The 18721-nt window shown below is 65.8% G+C and carries 20 protein-coding genes and 1 pseudogene; 15 read left to right on the top strand and 6 right to left on the bottom strand.

From position 1 onward, the window contains the following. Position 1: 1 nt before the first annotated feature. From ETQ85_RS21410 to ETQ85_RS21400, 3 genes are read right to left on the bottom strand one after another with little or no spacing between them, the layout of a single operon-like run. Positions 2–3517, bottom strand: a complete 3516-nt coding sequence (locus ETQ85_RS21410; protein ID WP_148581100.1) for a hybrid sensor histidine kinase/response regulator — start codon at positions 3515–3517, stop codon at positions 2–4. An 11-nt stretch (positions 3518–3528) separates the two neighbouring features. Beyond that, positions 3529–4197: a histidine phosphatase family protein gene (locus ETQ85_RS21405; RefSeq protein WP_246128858.1), complete on the bottom strand. Its 669-nt coding sequence runs from the start codon at positions 4195–4197 to the stop codon at positions 3529–3531. 8 nt (positions 4198–4205) lie between these two features. Continuing rightward, on the bottom strand, positions 4206–5378 hold the full coding sequence (locus tag ETQ85_RS21400) for a response regulator (RefSeq protein WP_148581099.1): 1173 nt from the start codon (positions 5376–5378) through the stop codon (positions 4206–4208). Positions 5379–5681: 303 nt separating this feature from the next. Here ETQ85_RS21400 and rpoH point away from each other — a divergent pair, with 303 nt between their 5' ends. Continuing rightward, on the top strand, positions 5682–6536 hold the full coding sequence (gene rpoH / locus ETQ85_RS21395; protein WP_148581098.1) for an RNA polymerase sigma factor RpoH: 855 nt from the start codon (positions 5682–5684) through the stop codon (positions 6534–6536). Between the two features lie 68 nt (positions 6537–6604). On the opposite strand, the gene ETQ85_RS21390 is transcribed toward rpoH, so the two are convergent. Beyond that, entirely contained in the window at positions 6605–7204 is a 600-nt protein-coding gene (locus ETQ85_RS21390) for an SCO family protein (protein ID WP_148581141.1), read from the bottom strand. A gap of 139 nt (positions 7205–7343) precedes the next feature. Between ETQ85_RS21390 and ETQ85_RS21385 the strand changes: the two genes are divergently transcribed. Genes ETQ85_RS21385 through ETQ85_RS21365 form a run of 6 tightly spaced genes read left to right on the top strand, consistent with a single transcriptional unit; the run spans position 7344 to position 12099 of the window. Next, the gene (locus ETQ85_RS21385; RefSeq protein ID WP_187394806.1) at positions 7344–7679 is read left to right on the top strand and encodes a DUF2244 domain-containing protein; all 336 of its coding nucleotides are present in this window, start codon (positions 7344–7346) and stop codon (positions 7677–7679) included. Between the two features lie 28 nt (positions 7680–7707). After that, positions 7708–8901: a cytochrome c oxidase subunit II gene (coxB, locus tag ETQ85_RS21380; protein ID WP_148581096.1), complete on the top strand. Its 1194-nt coding sequence runs from the start codon at positions 7708–7710 to the stop codon at positions 8899–8901. A 10-nt stretch (positions 8902–8911) separates the two neighbouring features. After that, entirely contained in the window at positions 8912–10516 is a 1605-nt protein-coding gene (ctaD, locus tag ETQ85_RS21375) for a cytochrome c oxidase subunit I (protein WP_148581095.1), read from the top strand. Positions 10517–10518: 2 nt separating this feature from the next. Beyond that, entirely contained in the window at positions 10519–10650 is a 132-nt protein-coding gene (locus ETQ85_RS27305; protein WP_281283118.1) for a hypothetical protein, read from the top strand. Between the two features lie 5 nt (positions 10651–10655). After that, positions 10656–11210, top strand: coding sequence for a cytochrome c oxidase assembly protein (locus ETQ85_RS21370; protein ID WP_222862245.1), 555 nt, complete (start codon positions 10656–10658; stop codon positions 11208–11210). Positions 11211–11220: 10 nt separating this feature from the next. After that, positions 11221–12099, top strand: a complete 879-nt coding sequence (locus tag ETQ85_RS21365) for a cytochrome c oxidase subunit 3 (protein ID WP_148581093.1) — start codon at positions 11221–11223, stop codon at positions 12097–12099. On the opposite strand, the gene ETQ85_RS21360 is transcribed toward ETQ85_RS21365, so the two are convergent. Then, positions 12087–12254: a twin transmembrane helix small protein gene (locus tag ETQ85_RS21360; RefSeq protein WP_222862247.1), complete on the bottom strand. Its 168-nt coding sequence runs from the start codon at positions 12252–12254 to the stop codon at positions 12087–12089. The genes ETQ85_RS21365 and ETQ85_RS21360 overlap by 13 nt on opposite strands. Between ETQ85_RS21360 and ETQ85_RS21355 the strand changes: the two genes are divergently transcribed. The 4 genes from ETQ85_RS21355 to ETQ85_RS21340 are packed head-to-tail and all read left to right on the top strand — an operon-like array spanning position 12253 to position 15577. Beyond that, positions 12253–13044: an SURF1 family protein gene (locus ETQ85_RS21355; RefSeq protein ID WP_148581091.1), complete on the top strand. Its 792-nt coding sequence runs from the start codon at positions 12253–12255 to the stop codon at positions 13042–13044. The two genes, ETQ85_RS21360 and ETQ85_RS21355, sit on opposite strands and share 2 nt — an antisense overlap. Next, a complete protein-coding gene (locus ETQ85_RS21350) occupies positions 13041–13610 on the top strand; it encodes a hypothetical protein (RefSeq protein WP_148581090.1) in 570 nt (189 codons plus the stop codon). Before ETQ85_RS21355 ends, ETQ85_RS21350 begins: the two co-directional genes overlap by 4 nt. 36 nt (positions 13611–13646) lie before the next feature. Then, positions 13647–14546, top strand: a complete 900-nt coding sequence (gene cyoE / locus ETQ85_RS21345; RefSeq protein ID WP_148581089.1) for a heme o synthase — start codon at positions 13647–13649, stop codon at positions 14544–14546. Beyond that, on the top strand, positions 14543–15577 hold the full coding sequence (locus ETQ85_RS21340) for a COX15/CtaA family protein (RefSeq protein ID WP_148581088.1): 1035 nt from the start codon (positions 14543–14545) through the stop codon (positions 15575–15577). The genes cyoE and ETQ85_RS21340 overlap by 4 nt, the downstream gene beginning before the upstream one ends. Positions 15578–15592: 15 nt before the next feature. Here ETQ85_RS21340 and ETQ85_RS21335 read toward each other — a convergent pair whose 3' ends face one another. Further along, the gene (locus tag ETQ85_RS21335) at positions 15593–16174 is read right to left on the bottom strand and encodes a peroxidase-related enzyme (RefSeq protein WP_148581087.1); all 582 of its coding nucleotides are present in this window, start codon (positions 16172–16174) and stop codon (positions 15593–15595) included. 439 nt (positions 16175–16613) lie between these two features. On the opposite strand from ETQ85_RS21335, the gene ETQ85_RS21330 reads away from it, so the two are divergent. The 4 genes and pseudogenes from ETQ85_RS21330 to ETQ85_RS21315 all read left to right on the top strand — a co-directional run. Beyond that, positions 16614–16898 (top strand): hypothetical protein, encoded by a 285-nt coding sequence (locus tag ETQ85_RS21330; RefSeq protein WP_148581086.1) that lies wholly within the window; start codon positions 16614–16616, stop codon positions 16896–16898. Positions 16899–16915: 17 nt separating this feature from the next. Further along, positions 16916–17506, top strand: a complete 591-nt coding sequence (locus tag ETQ85_RS21325) for a Pvc16 family protein (protein WP_148581085.1) — start codon at positions 16916–16918, stop codon at positions 17504–17506. After that, positions 17503–18309, top strand: coding sequence for a hypothetical protein (locus tag ETQ85_RS21320; RefSeq protein ID WP_148581084.1), 807 nt, complete (start codon positions 17503–17505; stop codon positions 18307–18309). Before ETQ85_RS21325 ends, ETQ85_RS21320 begins: the two co-directional genes overlap by 4 nt. A gap of 63 nt (positions 18310–18372) precedes the next feature. After that, positions 18373–18721: pseudogene (locus tag ETQ85_RS21315) on the top strand (phage tail sheath family protein); the annotation flags it as partial.

The following is an 18721-nucleotide window of genomic DNA, read 5'->3' as shown; positions in this document are numbered from 1 at the left end:
ATCAGTCCACGCGTGGCAACTCCGCCATCGCCGCATGCAGGGTGAGCAAGGCCTGATCAAAATCAAAGTCATCGATCTGCCGGGTGAGCGTCACCGCATGGGCACCGAACGCGGCGCTTAGCAGACTGGCGTTGTCGGCGCAGAGGCTCGTGCTGTTCATGTTGTAGTCGGCCAGGGCGATTTCGAGTCGCGCCGCGACGCAGCGCACCTCCGCCCAATCGGCAAGCTGCGCCGCTGGCAAGGCCTGGGCAGTGCCAAGCGCCGTGCGCAACTTGGCACACAAAGCCTGGAAGTCGTCCTGCAGGCTGGCGGCCTGACGGACCAGTTCGTCCAGCGGCGCCTGCGGCGCGGGGCCGGCCAGGGCGCACTCCAGTGCTGCAGCAGCATCCCGCAGGCGAGCAACCCCGAGGGTGGCGGCAAGGCCTTTGAGGGTATGGGCGGCACGGTGGGCGGCAACGATGTCGGGGGCGCTGAGGTTCCGGCACAACTGGGCCGGCAGATCGCTGTCGGCAAACTGACCGAGCAGGCGGGCATAGGACTTGATGCGCCCCCGCGTCGACGACAGACCCGCAGCCACGTCGAGACCCTCGATGCGCTCCAGGCCCGCACGCAGGGTTTCCGCGGCAGCGGCATCGTCCGCGGAAAGCGGCTCCGCCACCTGGCCAGCGCCGCTGGCTTCAGCGTGGTGGGTACTCGGCAGCCATTGCAGCAATGTACGGTAGAGGGCTTCAGGAACGACCGGCTTGGCGATGTGGTCGTTCATGCCGGCATCCAGGCAACGCTCCCGGTCCTCGTCGAAGGCGTTGGCGGTCATCGCCAGAATGGGGGTATGCACGTGCTCCGGGAGGGCACGGATCAGGCGTGTAGCGCCAAGTCCGTCCAGCACCGGCATCTGCATGTCCATCAGGATCAGGTCGTAGGCCGCGGTACGCGCCTTGTCCACGGCGTCCTGGCCATCTTCGGCCAGATCCACTTCGAGGCCGGCGCCGGCCAGCAGGGCGAGCGCCACCTCCTGATTGATCGGATTGTCCTCGGCCAGCAGGATGCGACCGCCTCCGCGCCGACGCAGACGACTCTCGGCTTCGCCGGCAGACAGCACGGAGGCACTGGCATGCCGGCCCGACAGGGTGTTTTGCAGGGCATCGAACAGATGCGATGGCGACAAGGGCTTGGCGAGGACTTCGAAGTAGCCCGCCTCGGCCAGCTCGCCCGGCTTGACCGCTTCGGGATAGGACGTCACCAGCAGACTGGCCGGCTGGCGCGACAAGGGCATGGCCGTCAGGCGTCGGCCAAGTTCCAGCCCGTCCATCTCCGGCATCTGCCAGTCCGCCAGCAGCAGATCGTAGGGCTTGCCCGCCGCGTCGGCATCCACCACGCAGTCGAGGGCCTCCTGCCCTCCGCTGACAGCCGTGACGTGGAGCCCCAGCATGGCGAGCATGGCCACCAGGGAATCCCGGGCTTCGGGCAGATCGTCCACCACCAGGGCGGACAGGCCACGGGTTTCCATATCGCCCTTGGGCATGGGCTTGTGACTCCGGCTGCGGGCAAAGGGCAGCTCGATCCAGAAGGTGCTGCCGTGCCCCACTTCGCTTTGAACACCGATGCGCCCCCCCATCAGCTCGGTCAGCCGACGCGAGATGGCCAGGCCGAGACCGGTGCCTCCGTACTTGCGCGTGGTGGAGGCGTCCGCCTGCTTGAAGGCCTGGAACAAGCCGGCCTGCTGCGCTTCGGTGAGACCGATGCCGCTGTCGCTGACTTCGAAGCGCACCAGCATGCCGCTGTCGTCGGCATGCACTACTGCCGTGCGCAGGGCGATGCAGCCCGCCTCGGTGAATTTGACGGCATTACCGGCAAAGTTGAGCAGGATCTGCTGGAGGCGCAGGCCGTCGCCATGGAGCATCGGCGGCAGGCCACGCAGGTCGACGACCAGCTCGATGTTCTTGGTCTCGGCCTTGTCGCGGACGAGACCGATGACATTGTCGACAACGCGCTCGACGTCGAAATCGGTCAGCTCCAGCTCCAGCTTGCCGGCCTCGATCTTCGACAGATCGAGGATGTCGTTAATGATGCTCAACAAATGCTGGGCGGCCCCGGCAATCTTGGCGAGGCGCCCCAGGTGCCGGGTTTCGGCCAGATCGCGCTTGAGCAGGTGGGTGAGCCCGATGATGGCGTTCATCGGCGTGCGGATCTCGTGACTCATGTTGGCCAGGAACTCGCTCTTGCTGCGGCTGGCAGCCTCGGCCACCTCCTTGGCGTCCTGCAGCTCGGTGCTGCGCTCCGCCACCAGGCGCTCAAGGTGGTGACGATGCTGCTCCAGCTCTTCGCCGATACGCTTCTTCTCGGAGATGTCTTCCTTGATCGCCACATAGTGGGTCACCCGGCCGTCGGCCTGACGGACCGGGGCGATATTGGCCAGTTCCACGTAGTCGCTGCCGTCCTTGCGCCGGTTGATCAGCTCACCGCGCCAGGGCTCGCCGCGCATCAGCGTTGCCCACATGTCCGCGTAAATGGCCTTGGCGGTAAGCCCGGACTGCAGCACGCGCGGGTTGAGGCCCAGAGCCTCTTCGCGGGTGAAGCCGGTGTTGTGCTCGAAGGCCTTGTTGACGTATTCGATCTGCGCATCGAGATTGGTGATGACGATGCTCTCGGGGCTCTGCTCCACCGCCATGACGAGCCTGTGCAACTCGGCTTGCGCCGCCTCGCGGGCCAGCGCCGTGCTGCGAAAGGCCAGGACGGCCATGGCCATGCTGCGCAGTACGCTGCGCGAATCGGCACCGAGGGCTTCGACCTCCGGCAGGGAAGGCGGGTCGAGATCACCATCGGCCAGGTCTTGCAGCGCCGCGGTGAGGCTCGACAGGCTGCGTGTCATCCAGCCAATCACAAACAGCCAGAACAGCATGAGCAGCAGCGTCAGGATGCCGCCCACCACCGCAATACGCACCGCGTGCTGCTCCATGCCCAGCCCCTGGGCCTCCCCGCGCAACGCCGCGGCACTGGCGGCCGTACTGGCGATGGCGTGGGTCCGCTCGGACAGGGCGACATAGTGGCTGGCGGCCTGGTAGGCCTGGCGCATGGCCCCGGAGGGATCGATGGCCGCCAGGTCCGTCGCCGAGACGGCGAGGTTGCGATAGGCTTCGAAATCGCTCTTCAGCGTGCGTGCCGGGCTACCACTGGAGGCCGACTCATCCAGGGACGGCAACTGTTGCTCGAGCACCGCCAGACGATTGACCACCTCGGTGTGCACCCGGTAGGCGCCCCCCTCGTCGAGGTGGCCAGCGGCCGCCTGTTCCAGCGTGGCGCTGACCAGACGCTGGATGCCGGCAGCCTCCTGGTTGAAGCGCGTGGCAGTGGCGACCACCGTGATGTCATGCCCCTGGCGAATACTGCCGGCCTGGTATTCCTGGCGCAGACTGTAAAGGGAGCCGAGATTGAGCGCGCCGGCCACCAGGGTCACCAATGCCACCGGCAGGAAAAAAATCAACGTGTAGGGCAAGGCCCTGAACAGGCGAAGTTTCATCGACACCGCTCTCAGCGCAGCAGTTCAGGCCACAAGCCGGGGGGAATGCTGGCCACGTAATCGAAGCGCCCCTCGCCTTTCGGGCGAAACACCACCAGTGTGGCCTCTTTCGGAAAGTAACCGATCAGGTCCATGAGGTTCGGTCCGTGGGCAACCAGCAGCCGGTTGCGGCCCCCCGCGACAGGAGAGGAAAGCAGTTTTCGCGTGCGCGCAATGATCGGTGCCTTTTGCCCGGCGGTCAGGTTGGCGGTGTACATCAGGTCACGGTCGACCACATGACTCTGCCCGGGAAAGGCCGCCAGCGTGCTTTCACGGACCCGGCACAGAGGGCTCACGTGGATGTCGCCAATCGGAATTTTTGCCCTGCGCAGCGCCTCGCCCACCCGCGCGGCCACCTGGCGCCCCTCTTCGGTGAGCGGACGCTGGGTACTGCAGTCGTTCAGATCGACACTCGGAACCCGGTCGGCGCGCGTGTTGTCGGTGTAGCCGTGGCGCAAATAGAGGGCGAAACCACCGGCGCGCAGTTGCCTGATCGTTTCGGCGCTGGCGGTGTGTTCGACAAAACGGGCTGCAGCAGGAGGCAAACTGGCCACAGGGCCGGGGTCGAGCGCCCGTACCGGAGGCGCAAAGCCGACCGCCAGCATGAAAAGGACAGCAGGCAGGAGCAGCGCTTTATTCACGGGACGGCTCAATTCGCGTCGGGGGCCGGATCGGCAAAACGCGCCGCGATGTCGGCAAAGCGCTCGCGGCACGCCAGGAAGGCATCCACCACATCGGGATCAAAATGGCTGGCACGCCCATCGCAGATGATCTTCGTGGTTTCTTCGAGCGTCATCGGCGGCTTGTAAACCCGGCGGCTCATCAGGGCATCGAAGACATCCGCCAGCGCCATCAGACGCGCCGAGACGGGTATCGCATCGCCCACCAGTCCGGCCGGGTAACCGCTGCCGTCCCATTTTTCATGGTGGCCGAGGGATATCTCCCGCGCGATGTACAGGAAGGCAAAGGCCCCCGAGGCCTGTTCGGCGGTCTCGTCGTCAGCGCTGGCCAGCGCCTGCTCCATGGCCTTGTTGATGGCATCGGCCCCGATGTGCGGGTGCGCCTTCATGATCTCGAATTCTTCGACGGTCAGACGGCCGGGCTTGAGCAGAATGGCGTCGGGCACGCCCACCTTGCCGATGTCGTGCAGCGGCGCCGCCTTGACCACCATGCCGAGTCGGGAGCCGCTCAGTGCATGACGGAAACGTTCGTGCCCGACCAGATGACGGGCGAGGAGTTCGACGTAGCTCTGGGTGCGCACGATGTGCAGGCCGGTCTCGTTGTCGCGGGCCTCGCTCAGGCAGGCCAGTGCACGCACGCTCAGGTCCTGGATGAGCAGGTTCTCGCGCATCCGCCTGGCCACTTCGTGCTCCAGCCATTCATTCTCGTCGGCCAGGCGGTCGCGGGCCCGCTTGAGTTCGAGATGGGTATGCACGCGGGCCAGTACGATCGCCGGGTTGATCGGCTTGGTGATGTAATCGACAGCGCCGAGGGCCAGCCCATGCTCCTCGTTCTCGGTGGCGGTCATGGCGGTGACGAAGATCACCGGAATGTTGCGGGTTTCGGGGTCGGCAGCAAGGCGCTGCATGACCTCGTAGCCATCCATGCCGGGCATCATCACATCCAGCAGGATCAGGTCGGGACGAGGCTGCAAACCGGCAGCCCGCAGCGCCCGCTCCCCGGAGTTCGCAGCACGGACGCGATAGAAGGGCTGGAGCAGCTCTCCCAACACAGCGAGATTTTGCGGTGTGTCATCCACGACCAGAATCGTCTGCTTCGCAGCACCTTCCGGTCGCACGTCCTTGCTTGCACTTGTATTCATGACTCAGGCCTCGGGGAGGGTACAGACATCCGGCGGCGGGGAGGAAGGCTCCCACGGACGGAGGCAAAATTACAAACCCATAATATCCGCTGGATTAATGACGCATAACGACACTGCTGGCTTAACGGCGCCTCCCCCGAGCATCTTTAGATGCAGGAAGCAAATCAGCGAGCCCGCAAAAGCGCCATGCCGGAAAAAATTTCGGCCGCCACCGGGATCCAGCTGTGGGACAGGGAACCTATCGAGCCGTTAGCACTCAGAGGCGGGGAGTGCTAAGATTTGAATGAAGGAGGTTTTTTGTCCATGTCTCAAACCCTGTCGTTTCCCGTTCCGTCCGCCGTTGGCAGTCTGGATCAGTACATCCAGAGCGTTAACCGCATCCCCCTGCTGACCGAGAAGGAGGAGTCCGATCTCGCCCACAGCTTCCGGGAGCAGGATGATCTGGAGGCGGCGCGCAAGCTGGTTCTGTCCCACCTGCGACTGGTGGTGGCCATTGCGCGCGGTTACCTGGGCTATGGCCTGCCCCACGCCGACCTGATCCAGGAAGGCAACGTCGGCATGATGAAGGCCGTCAAGCGCTTCGACCCGGATCGGGGCGTGCGTCTGGTGTCCTTCGCGATTCACTGGATCAAGGCCGAAATCCACGAGTACATCGTGAAAAACTGGCGGCTGGTCAAGATCGCCACGACCAAGGCCCAGCGCAAGCTGTTCTTCAACCTGCGCAGTATGAAGAGCAGCAGCAGCACGCTGCAGGGCGATGCCGTGCTCGCCGTGGCGCAACAGCTCGGCGTCAAACCCGAAGAAGTCCGCGAGATGGAAACCCGCCTGTCCGGTCAGGACATGGCCCTCGAATCCGGCCCGGACGATGAAGAGGAGCGTTTCGCCCCCATCGCCTACCTGGCCGATCCGCATGCAGAACCGTCGGAAGTGCTGGCCCAGCGGCAATACGCCCGTCTGCAGGATGAAGGCCTGCACCAGGCACTGGCCGGTCTGGACGATCGCAGCCGTACCATCGTGCAGCGACGCTGGCTGGCCGAAGGCGATTCCGCCACCCTGCACGAGTTGGCCGCCGAGTACGGCGTGTCGGCCGAACGCATCCGCCAGATCGAAGTAAAGGCGATGCAGAAGATGCGCACCCAGCTCGCCGCTCTCGCCTGACCCAGGCTGCGGCGCACCAGCAAAAAGGGCAACCCGCGGGTTGCCCTTTTCCATTGGCGGCGGCGGGACTACTTGCCGGCGATCAGCCGCTTCAGGTCGGCCGCGATCAGCTCCGGCTTCTCGCCGTGCTTCACATACAGGCGCAACCGGCCCTGGGGATCGAAAACATAGGTACCGGTGGAATGATCCACCGTATAGGCCGTGCCCTTGGTATCGCCCTGCTTCTGGTAGAAAACCTTGAAATCCTTCGCCACCGCCTGGGTAGTCGGGATGTCGCCATACAACCCGACAAACCGCGCATCGAAGGCGGGCACATACTGGGCCAGCAAGGCCTGCGTGTCGCGCTCCGGATCGACGGTGATGAACAGCACCTGCACCTTGTCCGCATCGGGCCCGAGCTGGCGCAGCACCTCGACCATGCCCAGCAGATTGGTCGGACACACGTCCGGACACTGGGTGTACCCAAAGAACAGGGTCACCACTTTGCCCTTGTAATCAGCCAGGCTGCGGGGGGCTCCCGTATGGTCGGTCAGGCTAAAGCCAGTGGCATAGTTCGCACCGGTAATGTTGGTACTGGCAAACCCCGCGTCGGCACCGCCCTCGCCACTCGGCGAACAGGCGGTCAGCAGGCCAGCAGCCAGACAAGCCGAAATGATGCAGCGCAACATTGAAATCATTTAAAACATCCTTATTTTTCAGCACCTTGCGCCGCACTCCGGTGCACTGCAAAACGCAAGGTCGATGCTACACTCCTCCCAGAATTTGATCTGCGTCAAAAAGTCGCAGACAGGGCCTGGAGGAGACGCCATGGCTATAACAACGATAGAGGCAGCGGGCGCGCAACAATGCATTGCGCGCCCCAACTGCTCATTCACCCTGGCTGCCCCCTGCAGCCTGATCGGCGGAATCCTTCTTGCGAGCCTGCTCGCCAGAACGGGTTTTCTGTTGGCTGATCCCTGGCTCGTTCTGCCGTTCATCGGCCTTGAACTCGCCCTCTTTCTTTTCGCCCTGCGCATCCCTGAGCGCGCCGGTGCTTCCTGCAAGTTTTCTCGCCTCGACAACGATCGCCTGATCGCCACGGCCCTTCTGCGCATGCCTGCTCCAGATTCTGCCAACCGGCTCGCCCCACCGCAGCGAGCCTGATCATCCCACGAAAAGAAGAGGTAGAGACTTGACCACACTCAACCCCCGCTCCCGCCCCGGGTTTCACCTTCTCTCCCGGCTTTTCACCGGATTCAGCCTCGCCCTCGGCAGCGGCACAGCCCTCGCCGACTACACCTGGAACTTCCCCAAGCCGGTCACCCCCATCGGGCGTGACACGCTATCCATGCACAACCAGTTCATGATCATCATCACCGTGCTGTTCGTGGTGGTGTTCGCGATCATGATCTATTCCATGCTCAAGCACCGCAAGAGCACGGGCGCCGAACCGGCCCGGTTCAGCGGCCCTACCGGGGCCCTGCAGTGGTTCTGGGTGATGGTGCCCTTCGCCATGCTGCTCTTCATCGACTTCGTGCTGATGGGCATTCCGGCCTTTCATGCGGTGATCGAAATGGAAGACACCCGCACCAAGGCCGACATGGTCCTGAAGGTGACCGGCATGCAGTGGAAGTGGCAATATGAATACCCCGCGTCCGGCGTCAAGTTCATCAGCACCCTGACCACCCCCCGCGAGCAGATCGAGGGCAAGGAACCCAAGGGCGAAAACTACCTGCTCGAGGTGGACAACGAGGTCGTCCTGCCGGTGGGCAAGAAGGTGCGCATCCTGCTCACCTCCACCGACGTGATCCACACCTGGTGGGTGCCCCAGTTCGGGGTCAAGCGTGACGCCATCCCCGGCTTCCTGCGCGAAACCTGGGTGCGCATCGAGGAGCCCGGCACCTATCGCGGCCAGTGTGCCGAGTTGTGCGGCAAGGATCACGGCTTCATGCCGGTGGTCGTGCGTGCCGTGCCCGAGCCCGAATACCTGGCCTGGGTCGACAAGAAAAAGGCCGAGATGGCCGCCGCCGCTGCCGGCAGCGACAAGACCTGGACCAAGGACGAGTTGATGGCCGCCGGCAAGGCCGCCTACGAGAAGAATTGCGCCGCCTGCCACCAGCCGGAAGGCCAGGGCGTACCGCCGGTCTTCCCGGCGCTGGCCGGCAGCAAGATCGTCACCGGCCCGCTGCTCTCGCCCGAAGGCAAGCTGATCCCCGACAGCCATGTAGACCGGGTCATGAACGGCAAGGCCGGCACGGCCATGCAGGCTTTCAAGACCACCCTCTCCGACGCCGACATCGCCGCCATCATCACGTATGAGCGCAACGCCTTCGGCAACACCAAGGGCGACATGATCCAGCCCGCCCAGATCAAGGCCCTTCGCTGAGGAGCACCGGATGAACACCGCCAGCCACACCCTCGACCCCCACGGCGCCCACGCCCACCACCCGACCGGCATCCTGCGCTGGCTCACCACCACCAACCACAAGGACATCGGCACGATGTACCTGACCTTCTCCCTGCTGATGTTCTTTGTCGGCGGGGCGATGATCCTGGCGGTGCGGGCCGAGCTCTTCCAGCCCGGCCTGCAGTTGATGAAGCCGGAGTTCTTCAACCAGCTGATCGGCGTGCATGCGCTGGTGATGATCTTCGCGGCGCTCATGCCGGCCGCCACCGGCTTCGCCAACTGGATGATCCCGCTGATGATCGGCGCGCCCGACATGGCCCTGCCGCGTCTCAACAACTGGGGTTTCTGGCTGCTCCCGCCGGCCGCCATCCTGCTCACCCTGCCCTTCGTGCTGGCCATCTTCGGCATTGGTGACGGCGCCGTCGCCACCGGCTGGACGCTTTACGCGCCGCTGTCGGTGCAGGGCGGCATCGGGGTGGACTTTGCGATCTTCTCGATCCACATCCTCGGCGTCAGCTCGATCATGGGCTCGATCAACATCATCGCCACCATCCTCAACATGCGCGCCCCGGGCATGACGCTGATGAAGATGCCCCTGTTCTGCTGGGGCTGGCTGGTCACCGCGGTGCTGCTGATCATCACCCTGCCGGTGCTCGCCGGCGGCGTCACCATGCTGCTCACCGACCGCCACTTCCAGACCCACTTCTTCGACGCAGCCGGCGGCGGCGACCCGATCCTGTTCCAGCACCTGTTCTGGTTCTTCGGCCACCCGGAGGTGTACATCCTGCTGCTGCCGGTGTGGGGCCTGATGCCCCACGTGCTGTCCACCTTCACCCGCAAGCCCATTTACGGGCACACCGCGCAGGTGTGGTCCTTCATCGCCATCGGCGTGCTCGGCCTGGTCGTGTGGGCCCACCACTTCCTCACCGCCGGCCTGCCGGTGCCGGCCCTGCTGTATTTCATGTACAGCACCATGTCGATCTCGCTGCCGCTGGCCGTGCTGTTCTTCTGCTGGATCGCCACCATGTGGAAGGGCGCGATGACCTTTGAAACCCCGATGCTGTTTGCACTGGGCTTCATCGTGCTGTTCGGCATTGCCGGCCTCACCGGCCTGGTGCTGGCCGACGTGGCCGCCGATGCCCAGTACCACCACAGCTACTTCGTGGTCGCCCACTTCCACTACGCGCTGTTTGCCGGCGGCATCATGGGCGTGATGACCGGGGTGTACTACTGGCTGCCCAAATGGACCGGCCACATGTACAGCGAGAAGCTCGGCAAGACCCACTTCTGGCTCACCGTGGTCAGCTTCAACCTGACCTTCATGCCCCAGTTTTTCCTGGGCCTGGCCGGCATGCCCCGGCGCATCCCCGACTACGCCCTGCAGTTCGCCGAGTTCAACGCCATCTCCACGGTGGGCGCCTTCATTCTCGGTCTGTCTCAGCTGATCTTTGCCTACAACGTGTGGGCCTGCGTGAAGGGCGGCAAAAAGGCCACCGCTGAAGTGTGGGAGAGCACCAGCGGGCTGGAGTGGGAACTCAGCTCCCCGCCGCCCTACCATTCCTGGGAAACCCAGCCGGTCATCAAGGCCAACTGATCATGAAGGAAGCCGTCATGCATCTCACCGACTCGGATCTGGCCAGGCGTCGTCGGGCCTCAGCCCGCTTTGCCTGGATTCTGGGCGGCGTCGCCCTGGGGCTGTACGTGATCGGCTTCTTCATCCAGCGCTGATCGCCGTGAGCACAGCCTCCCTTCCTTCGCCCCGCAAGCACGCCCGGCTGGTCGTCAAGCTGCTGTTGCTGGCGGCCGTCTTCTTTGGCTTTGGCTTCGCGCTGGTGCCGCTCTACGACACCATCTGCCAGGCCATCGGCTTCAACGGCAAGACCCTCAAGGATGCTATCGCCGCCAAGGACCTCCCCCCCAGCGCGGTGAATTATTCGCGCACGCTGGGCGTGCAGTTCACCGCCACCCTGATGCCCGGCCTGCCCTGGGAAATCCGGCCGCTGGAGCCGGCCATCGAGCTGCACCCCGGCGAGCTGCGCACCACCCGTTTCCTGGTCCGCAACCTGTCCGACAAGACCATCGTCGGCCAAGCCGTGCCCAGCGTGACCCCCACCGTGGCGGCGCGCCACTTCCGCAAGCTCGATTGCTTCTGCTTCCAGCAGCAGACCCTGGCCCCCGGCGAAAGCCGCGAAATGGCCCTGACCTTCATCGTGGATAACGAGATCGGCGAAGAGATCAGCGAACTGACCCTCGCCTACGCCTTCTTCCTCGCCCCGAATCCTTCTTAGGGAGCACACCTTGAACGCCTCGCACGCCACCACTGCTGCTGCCACACCTCACGCCACGCACTACTACGTGCCGCAGCCCAGCCTGTATCCGATCTTCCTGTCGGGCGGCATGTTCCTGCTGGCGCTGGGTTTCATCCTGCTGATGAACAAGTTCGCGCCGGGGCCGTGGGTCATGAGCACCGGGGCTGCGGTCATCATCTACGTGCTGTTCAAGTGGTTCGGCGCGGTGATTGCCGAAAACCAGCGGGGCGACTACACCGACTGGGAAGACCAGTCCTTCCGCCAGGGCATGGTGTGGTTCATCGGTTCGGAGGTGATGTTCTTCGCCGCCTTCTTTGCCGCGCTGTTCTACTGCCGCACCATCTCGGTTCCGGCGCTGGCCGGCATGGACCCGCTGTTCACCCTTTACCAGGGCTACACCGGCGGCTGGCCCACCTCTGGCCCCAAGGGCGCCAGCTTCACGCCGATGGGCGCCTGGGGCATTCCGGCCATCAACACGGCGCTGCTGCTCACCTCCGGCGTGACCCTCACCTGGGCCCACTGGGGCCTGATGAAGGGCAAGCGCAGCCAGCTCAACCTGGGCCTGATCCTCACTGTACTGCTGGGCGTCACCTTCCTCGGCTTCCAGGCCTACGAATACCACCATGCCTACACCGAGCTGGGCCTGACCATGGGCGCCGGCGTGTATGGCGCCACCTTCTTCATGCTCACCGGCTTCCACGGTTTTCACGTCACGCTGGGCGCCATCATGCTGGCCGTGGTGGCCGGGCGCAGCCTGTCAGGGCATTTTGATGCCAAGCGCCACTTCGCCTTCGAGGCGGTGGCCTGGTACTGGCACTTCGTGGATGTGGTCTGGCTGCTGCTGTTCGTCGTGATCTACTGGCTGTAGCCACCAAAACGGTAGGCCACCAGCAGCCCCGCAAAAAGCAAAAGGGAGAGGGAAATGCGCCAGGTCAGCGCCCGCAAGACCCGGTCGCCGTTGCCCTTGTCCCGATAAAGGAAAAGCAGGCCCGAGAAGAGGCTGCCGATCACCATAACCAGCATGAGCACCACTGCCAACTTGAATAGCACAGCCCACTCCCCGAATGTCGTGCGCCGATTGTGCGCCCGTGCCGGGGTGCTCACAAGCCAGCGCCGCTTCCGCCCGTCGGTGTGGGGCGGCGCCTTGGCGCTGGTCATCGCTGCCGGCTGCATCCAGCTCGGCAACTGGCAGCACGCCAAGGCCGAGCGCAAGCAGGCGGCCCAAAGCCTGCTCGACCAGCGTGGCGTCGAAGCCCCGGTTTCGCTTGGTGCGGCGCGGGTCGATGCAGAATCCCTGCGCTCCCGGCCGGTCGTGGTGCGCGGCCGTTTCGACACCGGACACCAGTTCCTCCTCGACAACCGGGTCCATCGCGAGCAAGCCGGCTACCACGTCATCACACCGCTGCACATCGACGGCAGCGACATGCGCGTGCTGGTGAACCGGGGCTGGATTCCCGCCCTCGCCAGTCACAGCGAACAGCCCCGCGTCTACACGCCAAGCGGTATCGTCGAACTCCACGGTGTCGCCATCGTGCCCGGCAACCGCTTCTTCACCCTCGGCAGCGAACCCGCCGGCAGTACCTGGCAAGGCGTGTGGCAGAACCTCGACCTGGCCCGCTTCGCCAGCCTGGTCACCTGGCCGGTGCAGCCGGTGGTGCTGCAACTGGCCCCCGAAGCCCCCGCCGGCTTTGCACGCGAATGGCCGCGGCCGGACGATCGCCTGGAGCGCCACCTGTCCTACGCTTACCAGTGGTACGGCTTCGCCGCCTCGGCCGTGCTGATCTGGTTCGCCCTCGGCTGGAGGCGCGCATGAGCACTGCCGCCATCAAGGGCAAGAGCCCGCTGCTGCTCCTGCTCACCCTTTTTCTACTCCCGCTGGCCATCGGCGGCGGGCTCTACGCCTACGGCTGGCACCCGTCCAAACCCGGTAACCACGGCGAAATCCTGAGCCCGCCGCGCCCTCTGCCGCCGCTCGCCGACGCCAGCGGCAAGCTGCTCGGCAAGGCCGATTTCGACGGTCACTGGAGCCTCGTCGTGGCCGGCGCCGGCCCCTGCGACGCGGCCTGCAAGCAGTGGATCGTCGCCACCCGACAGGTACACGTGGCGCTCTACAAGCAGATGGGACGAGTCCAGCGCACCTGGCTGACCGACCAGCCGGCACCGGACGCGGGCCCGCTCCTCGCCATCCAGCCCGACCTGCACACCGCCGTGGCCGGCAGCGAGGCGGCCCGCGCAGCCTTCGACCTGTCCACCCGCGGTCACCGGGTGTACGTGGTGGACCCGATGGGCCAGATCATCCTGCGTTACGCCCCCGATGCCGACCCGCGCGGCATCCTCAAGGACATGGAACGGCTCCTGCGCTTTGCGTGGGCCGGATAGACAACCGCCAGCAGCGAATCACCCCGGAGACTCCCGATGCCGACCTCCCTCCGCAGCAGCGCCCTGCGCCCCCCGCTCACCCTGCGCCTGGCAGCCTTTGCCACCCAGTGCAAGCCGCGGGTGAACAGCCTGATCGTGTTCACCGCCATGATCGGCATGTTCCTCGCCGTACCGGGCTGGCCGCCGGGTGGGCTGATGTTTGCGGCCACGTTGGGCATCGCGCTGGTGGCCGGGGCGGCAGCGGCAATCAACTGCCTGGTCGAGCGCACCATCGACTCGCGCATGGCGCGCACCCGCGGCCGCGCGCTGCCGCTGGGCCTGATCAGCCCGGCGGAAACCCTCGGCCTCGCCTGCCTCACCGGCGGCGCCGGCCTGTGGCTGCTGAACGTGGCGGTGAACCCGCTGACCATGTGGCTCACGCTGGCCACCTTCCTCGGCTATGCCATCGTTTACACGGTGATCCTCAAGCCCGCCACGCCGATGAACATCGTCATCGGCGGCGCGTCCGGCGCCATGCCGCCGGTGCTCGGCTGGGCCGCCATGACCGACAGCATCGGCATGCCGGCGCTGGCCCTGTTCCTCATCATCTTCCTGTGGACCCCGCCGCACTTCTGGGCGCTGGCCTGCTACCGCCGCGAGGAATACGCCCGTGCCGGCCTGCCCATGTTGCCGGTGAGCCACGGCGTGCCGCTCACCTGCCTGCACATCCTGCTGTACACCGTGCTGCTCGCCGCCGTGTCCTACCTGCCGGTCACGCTGGGCATGTCGGGCGGCATCTACGTGGGCTTGGTCAGCCTGCTCAACCTCGGCTACCTGCGCGAAGCCTGGAGCCTGTGGCGCAACTACTCGGATGCCAAGGCCCGTCACGCCTTTCGCTATTCACTGATCTATCTCACCGGCCTGTTCGCCGCCCTCTTTCTGGACCGCCTGCTTTGAGGAACTACCGACTCCTGCTCGTCTCCGCACTGATCCTGGCCCTCGTGGTGGTATCCCTGGGCGCCTACGTGCGCCTGTCGGACGCCGGCCTCGGCTGCCCCGACTGGCCGGGCTGCTACGGCAAACTGATCGGTGTGCCGGAACAGGCCCACGAAGTGCACGCCGCCCAATCGGCCTTCCCCGACAAGCCGGTGGAAGCGCCCAAGGCGTGGAAGGAAATGATCCATCGCTACGCCGCCGGCGTCCTCGGCCTGTGCATCGCCGCCCTGGCTACGATAGCCTGGCGGCAGCGTACCCGCCGCGCCCCGTGGCTGGAGATCGGACTGCTGGCGGTCGTCGCCGGACAGGGGCTGCTCGGCATGCTGACGGTAACCAAGCTGCTCAAACCGGTCATCGTGACCAGCCACCTGCTCGGCGGCATGTCCACGCTGGGGCTGCTCGTCGTACTGTTCCTGCGCGAGATCCGGGCGCCCCGGCTGCCCAGCGCCGACCCCGGGCTGCGCATGCTGGCGCTCACCGCGCTCGCCACCGTACTCATCCAGATCGCCCTCGGCGGCTGGGTCAGCAGCAACTACGCGGCCGCCATCTGCGCCGACTTCCCGACCTGCCAGGGCAGCTGGTGGCCGGCCATGGACACCCACCACGCCTTCACCCTCGACCGGGAGCTGGGCAGCACGGCCAGCGGCACCCTGCTGTCCAGCGCAGCCCTGACGGCAATCCACTGGACCCACCGCCTGTTTGCCGGCGTGGTGCTGATCGTGGTCGGGAGCTTCGGCTTCGGCCTGCTCGGACCGGACGGACGACGCGGCTACGGCATCGCCATCCTGGCCACCCTCATCCTGCAAATCGGCCTCGGCATCGCCAACGTGCTGCTGCAATGGCCACTGCTGCTGGCCGTCGCCCACAACACCGGCGCGGCGCTACTGCTGTGCGCCACACTGGTCGCCACCGCGCGGGTCTTCATCGTCCAGACCATGCCGGGAACCCTGCGCAGGGCGGAGTTTCCCCGACGCTTCCATGTGGTGCGTTGAGGCACGCGCCAAGACTCACGCCTTGGGCAGGCGCCCCATCAGGAAGAACTCGTCGTTGGGGCGCATCGAAGTAAGGTTGGCCAGGCGATTGCTCATGGCGAAGAAGGCCGTGATCGCGCCGATATCCCACACCGCCTCGTCATCGAAGCCGTGCGCCTTCAGCGCGGCGATATCCGCATCGCCAACCTCGGCCGAATTCAGCGCGAGCTTCATCGCAAAATCCAGCATGGCGTGCTGGCGCGGGGTGATTTCGGCCTTGCGGTAATTGGTGGCCAACTGGTCGGCCACGCGCGGATTCTTCGCCCGGATGCGCAGGATCGCCCCATGGGCCACCACGCAATACAGGCAGCTGTTGGCGCCCGAGGTGGCGACCACGATCATCTCGCGCTCGGCCTTGCTCAGGCCCTCATCCTTCTCCATCAAGGCGTCGTGGTAGGCAAAAAAGGCCCGGAACTCGGCCGGCCGGTGGGCGAGGGTCAGGAACACATTCGGCACGAAGCCGGCTTTCTCCTGCACGGCGATGATCTTGGCGCGGATGTCTTCCGGCAGATCCATGAGATCGGGAACGGGGTAGCGGCTGACGGAACGTTCGGACATGCGGGTCTCCATGGGTTTTGTTGTCCTGTGAGTTTAGCCGCTCCCCAGGCGGGTCCGGCCAGGCGGCAGGCACGCTTCCCGGAAAACGGCTGAAAGCGCAATCGGAATGGCCGAATGCGCAAGGCAGCCATGTACCCCTGCCCTGTGCCACACCCCATCCGGGTCGCAGACGACCCATGCCCTGCGTCGCCTCCTGCTGCAGTGCACACCCCCACGTCCATTGACCCGGCGCCCCGCCCGGCAAGCCTCGCCGCCGCGCTGCGGCATTGGAACGGGCGGGTCCTGCCGCACCCACCCCCTCCCCTCGCCATCCGGCCAAAAACAGAATCTGCATTAAAAACAATCGCTTGCAGAAAAAGTCGGGGCTGGCACGCAAATCGCTTTAAGCCCGTACAGCCCGGCACTTTTACCGGGCCTTGGGGCGCAGGGTTGCGCCGGGATGAACAAGCCGATGGAGGCTTGCCAGGTGCAAAAGCCCGGAATGGCGTGTCGGCAAGTCGCGGCAGTGATCAGGGACTACCTGATCGCCCATCCCAGTGCGGCCGACAGCGATCAGGGCATCGCAGACTGGTGGCTTGCCGGAAGCGGCCTGCAGGTCTCGCTGGACGATGTGCGCCAGGCCCTGGAGCTTCTGGCAAGCAGGCAGATAGTGGAAAAACAGATGCTGGCAGACGGGCGACTGATTTACCGCGCGGCTCACCGCAGCGGGCGCCCGCCCCACTGAACGGAGGATCGGATCTCATGGCCAACGTTTTCGCGCTGCACTCGGTAGGCAGTTCGATCGTGACCCTGCTGCGCAACAGCTATCCCGCCGAGGAGGCGGGCCGGCCGATGCCCGGTTGCAGCTTCGAGTTGGTGTCCTCCGGCCAGCTCGCCAGCGAGATCGAGGAAACAACCCGTCTGACCCTCTATTTCTACCGCGTCACCGTCAACGAACACAGCCGTTCGAGCCGCCGGCCCGCCGCCGCCAACGACACGCCGGTGCCCCTTGGCCTCGACCTGCACTTCCTGCTCAGCGCGTGGGCGGCCAATCCCCTCGACGAACTCGTCACCCTCGCCTGGGCCATGCGCCAACTGCACCAGTTTCCGGTCCTTGACGCCTCCGGCCTGTCGCCGGAAGCCGGCTGGGACAGCAGCGAGGTGATCCAGGTGATTCCCGCCGAACTCAGCACCGAGGACGTGATGCGCATCTGGGATGCCCTCGACCCGGCCTACCGACTGTCGGTTTCCTACGTTGCCCGGCTGGTGCACCTCGACCCCGCCGAGCCGGAAGAGGGCGGCCGACCGGTGGTCGCGCGGCGCCTCACCTTTGGCATGGAGGACGCGCCATGAGCGGCGTGTTCGCCGAGCGGGAACGCGTCGAGACCCGGGTGCTGGGCGCCCTGCGCTGCATCGACGCGGTCACCGGCACACCGGTGGGGCGCGCGATGGAACTGCAGGCCGACGGCGCCGACATCCTGCTCAATCGCAGCGGACTCCACATCATCCGCCGGGCCGCCGCACTGGCCGCCCACGAAGCCCGCTTTGACAGCCCGCCCGCCCTGCCGGCCATCGGCAGTGTGGTGCTGGCCCTCACGATTAGCGACCCCCTGGGCGTGTACCTGCCGCGCCGGGCGACCCTCGCACTGCCCCGCGATCCGGACCCCGCGAATGCCGCTGGGGCCAACTCCCTGTTCCGGCCGGCCGACCTGCCCCTCTTTCCGTCGCCGTCGGCCCCCGTCGCCGTGAACTGGGCCGTGCTGCGGGTCAGCGTGGCCGCCGGCACCGGCGAGCACCTGGGCGGCGCGCTGCTGCGGGTGCTGCGCAACGGCAACGTACTCGGCCGGGGCCTCAGCGACTGGCGCGGCGAAGCCCTCGTGCCGGTCGCCGGCGTGCCGGTGACCACCTTCTCGGAGGACGAGGACAGCGTCGTCAGCAACGAGATCGACGTCGTCCTGCAGGTGATCTTCGACCCCGCGACAGGGCTGCTCACGCCGGCAGCCCAAGTGCGTGACGGCCGCCTGCCGGCCACCCTGCCACGGGTCGACCCGGGCGCCCTGGAAGCCGCCGCCGGCACCCTGCCGGGCACCACCCGGAACATCGCCATCGCCGCACGACGCGTGCAAACCCTGTCCCTGAGTGTGCTGCTGCCGTGACCCCGATGACCCCGACCCAGCCCTTGCCCCCAAGCCCTGCAGATCGCCGAAAGGAGATGAACCGTGCCTGAATATCTTGCCCCAGGCGTCTACGTCGAAGAAACGAGCTTCCGCGCGAAGTCCATTGAAGGGGTGGGCACCAGCACCACGGCCTTCGTTGGCCCGACCCGCAAAGGCCCCTACCGCGTAGACACCGACGACCAGGAAACCCCCGAACTGCTCACCAGCTTCGGCGACTTCCTGCGCATCTATGGCAGCTACACCGACCACGCCTTGTCCGATGGCTCGCCGAACACCAACTACCTGGCGCACGCCGTGCTGGCCTTCTTCAACGAAGGCGGTTCGCGGCTGTATGTGTCGCGGGCGGTCAGCGCCACCGCCGCGGCCGCCGGCGTGCCGGTCACCCCGGCGG

Origin of the sequence: Zoogloea oleivorans (assembly GCF_008107625.1) — a bacterium.
Lineage (GTDB): Bacteria > Pseudomonadota > Gammaproteobacteria > Burkholderiales > Rhodocyclaceae > Zoogloea > Zoogloea oleivorans.
This window is presented reverse-complemented; position numbering and strand designations above follow the sequence as displayed.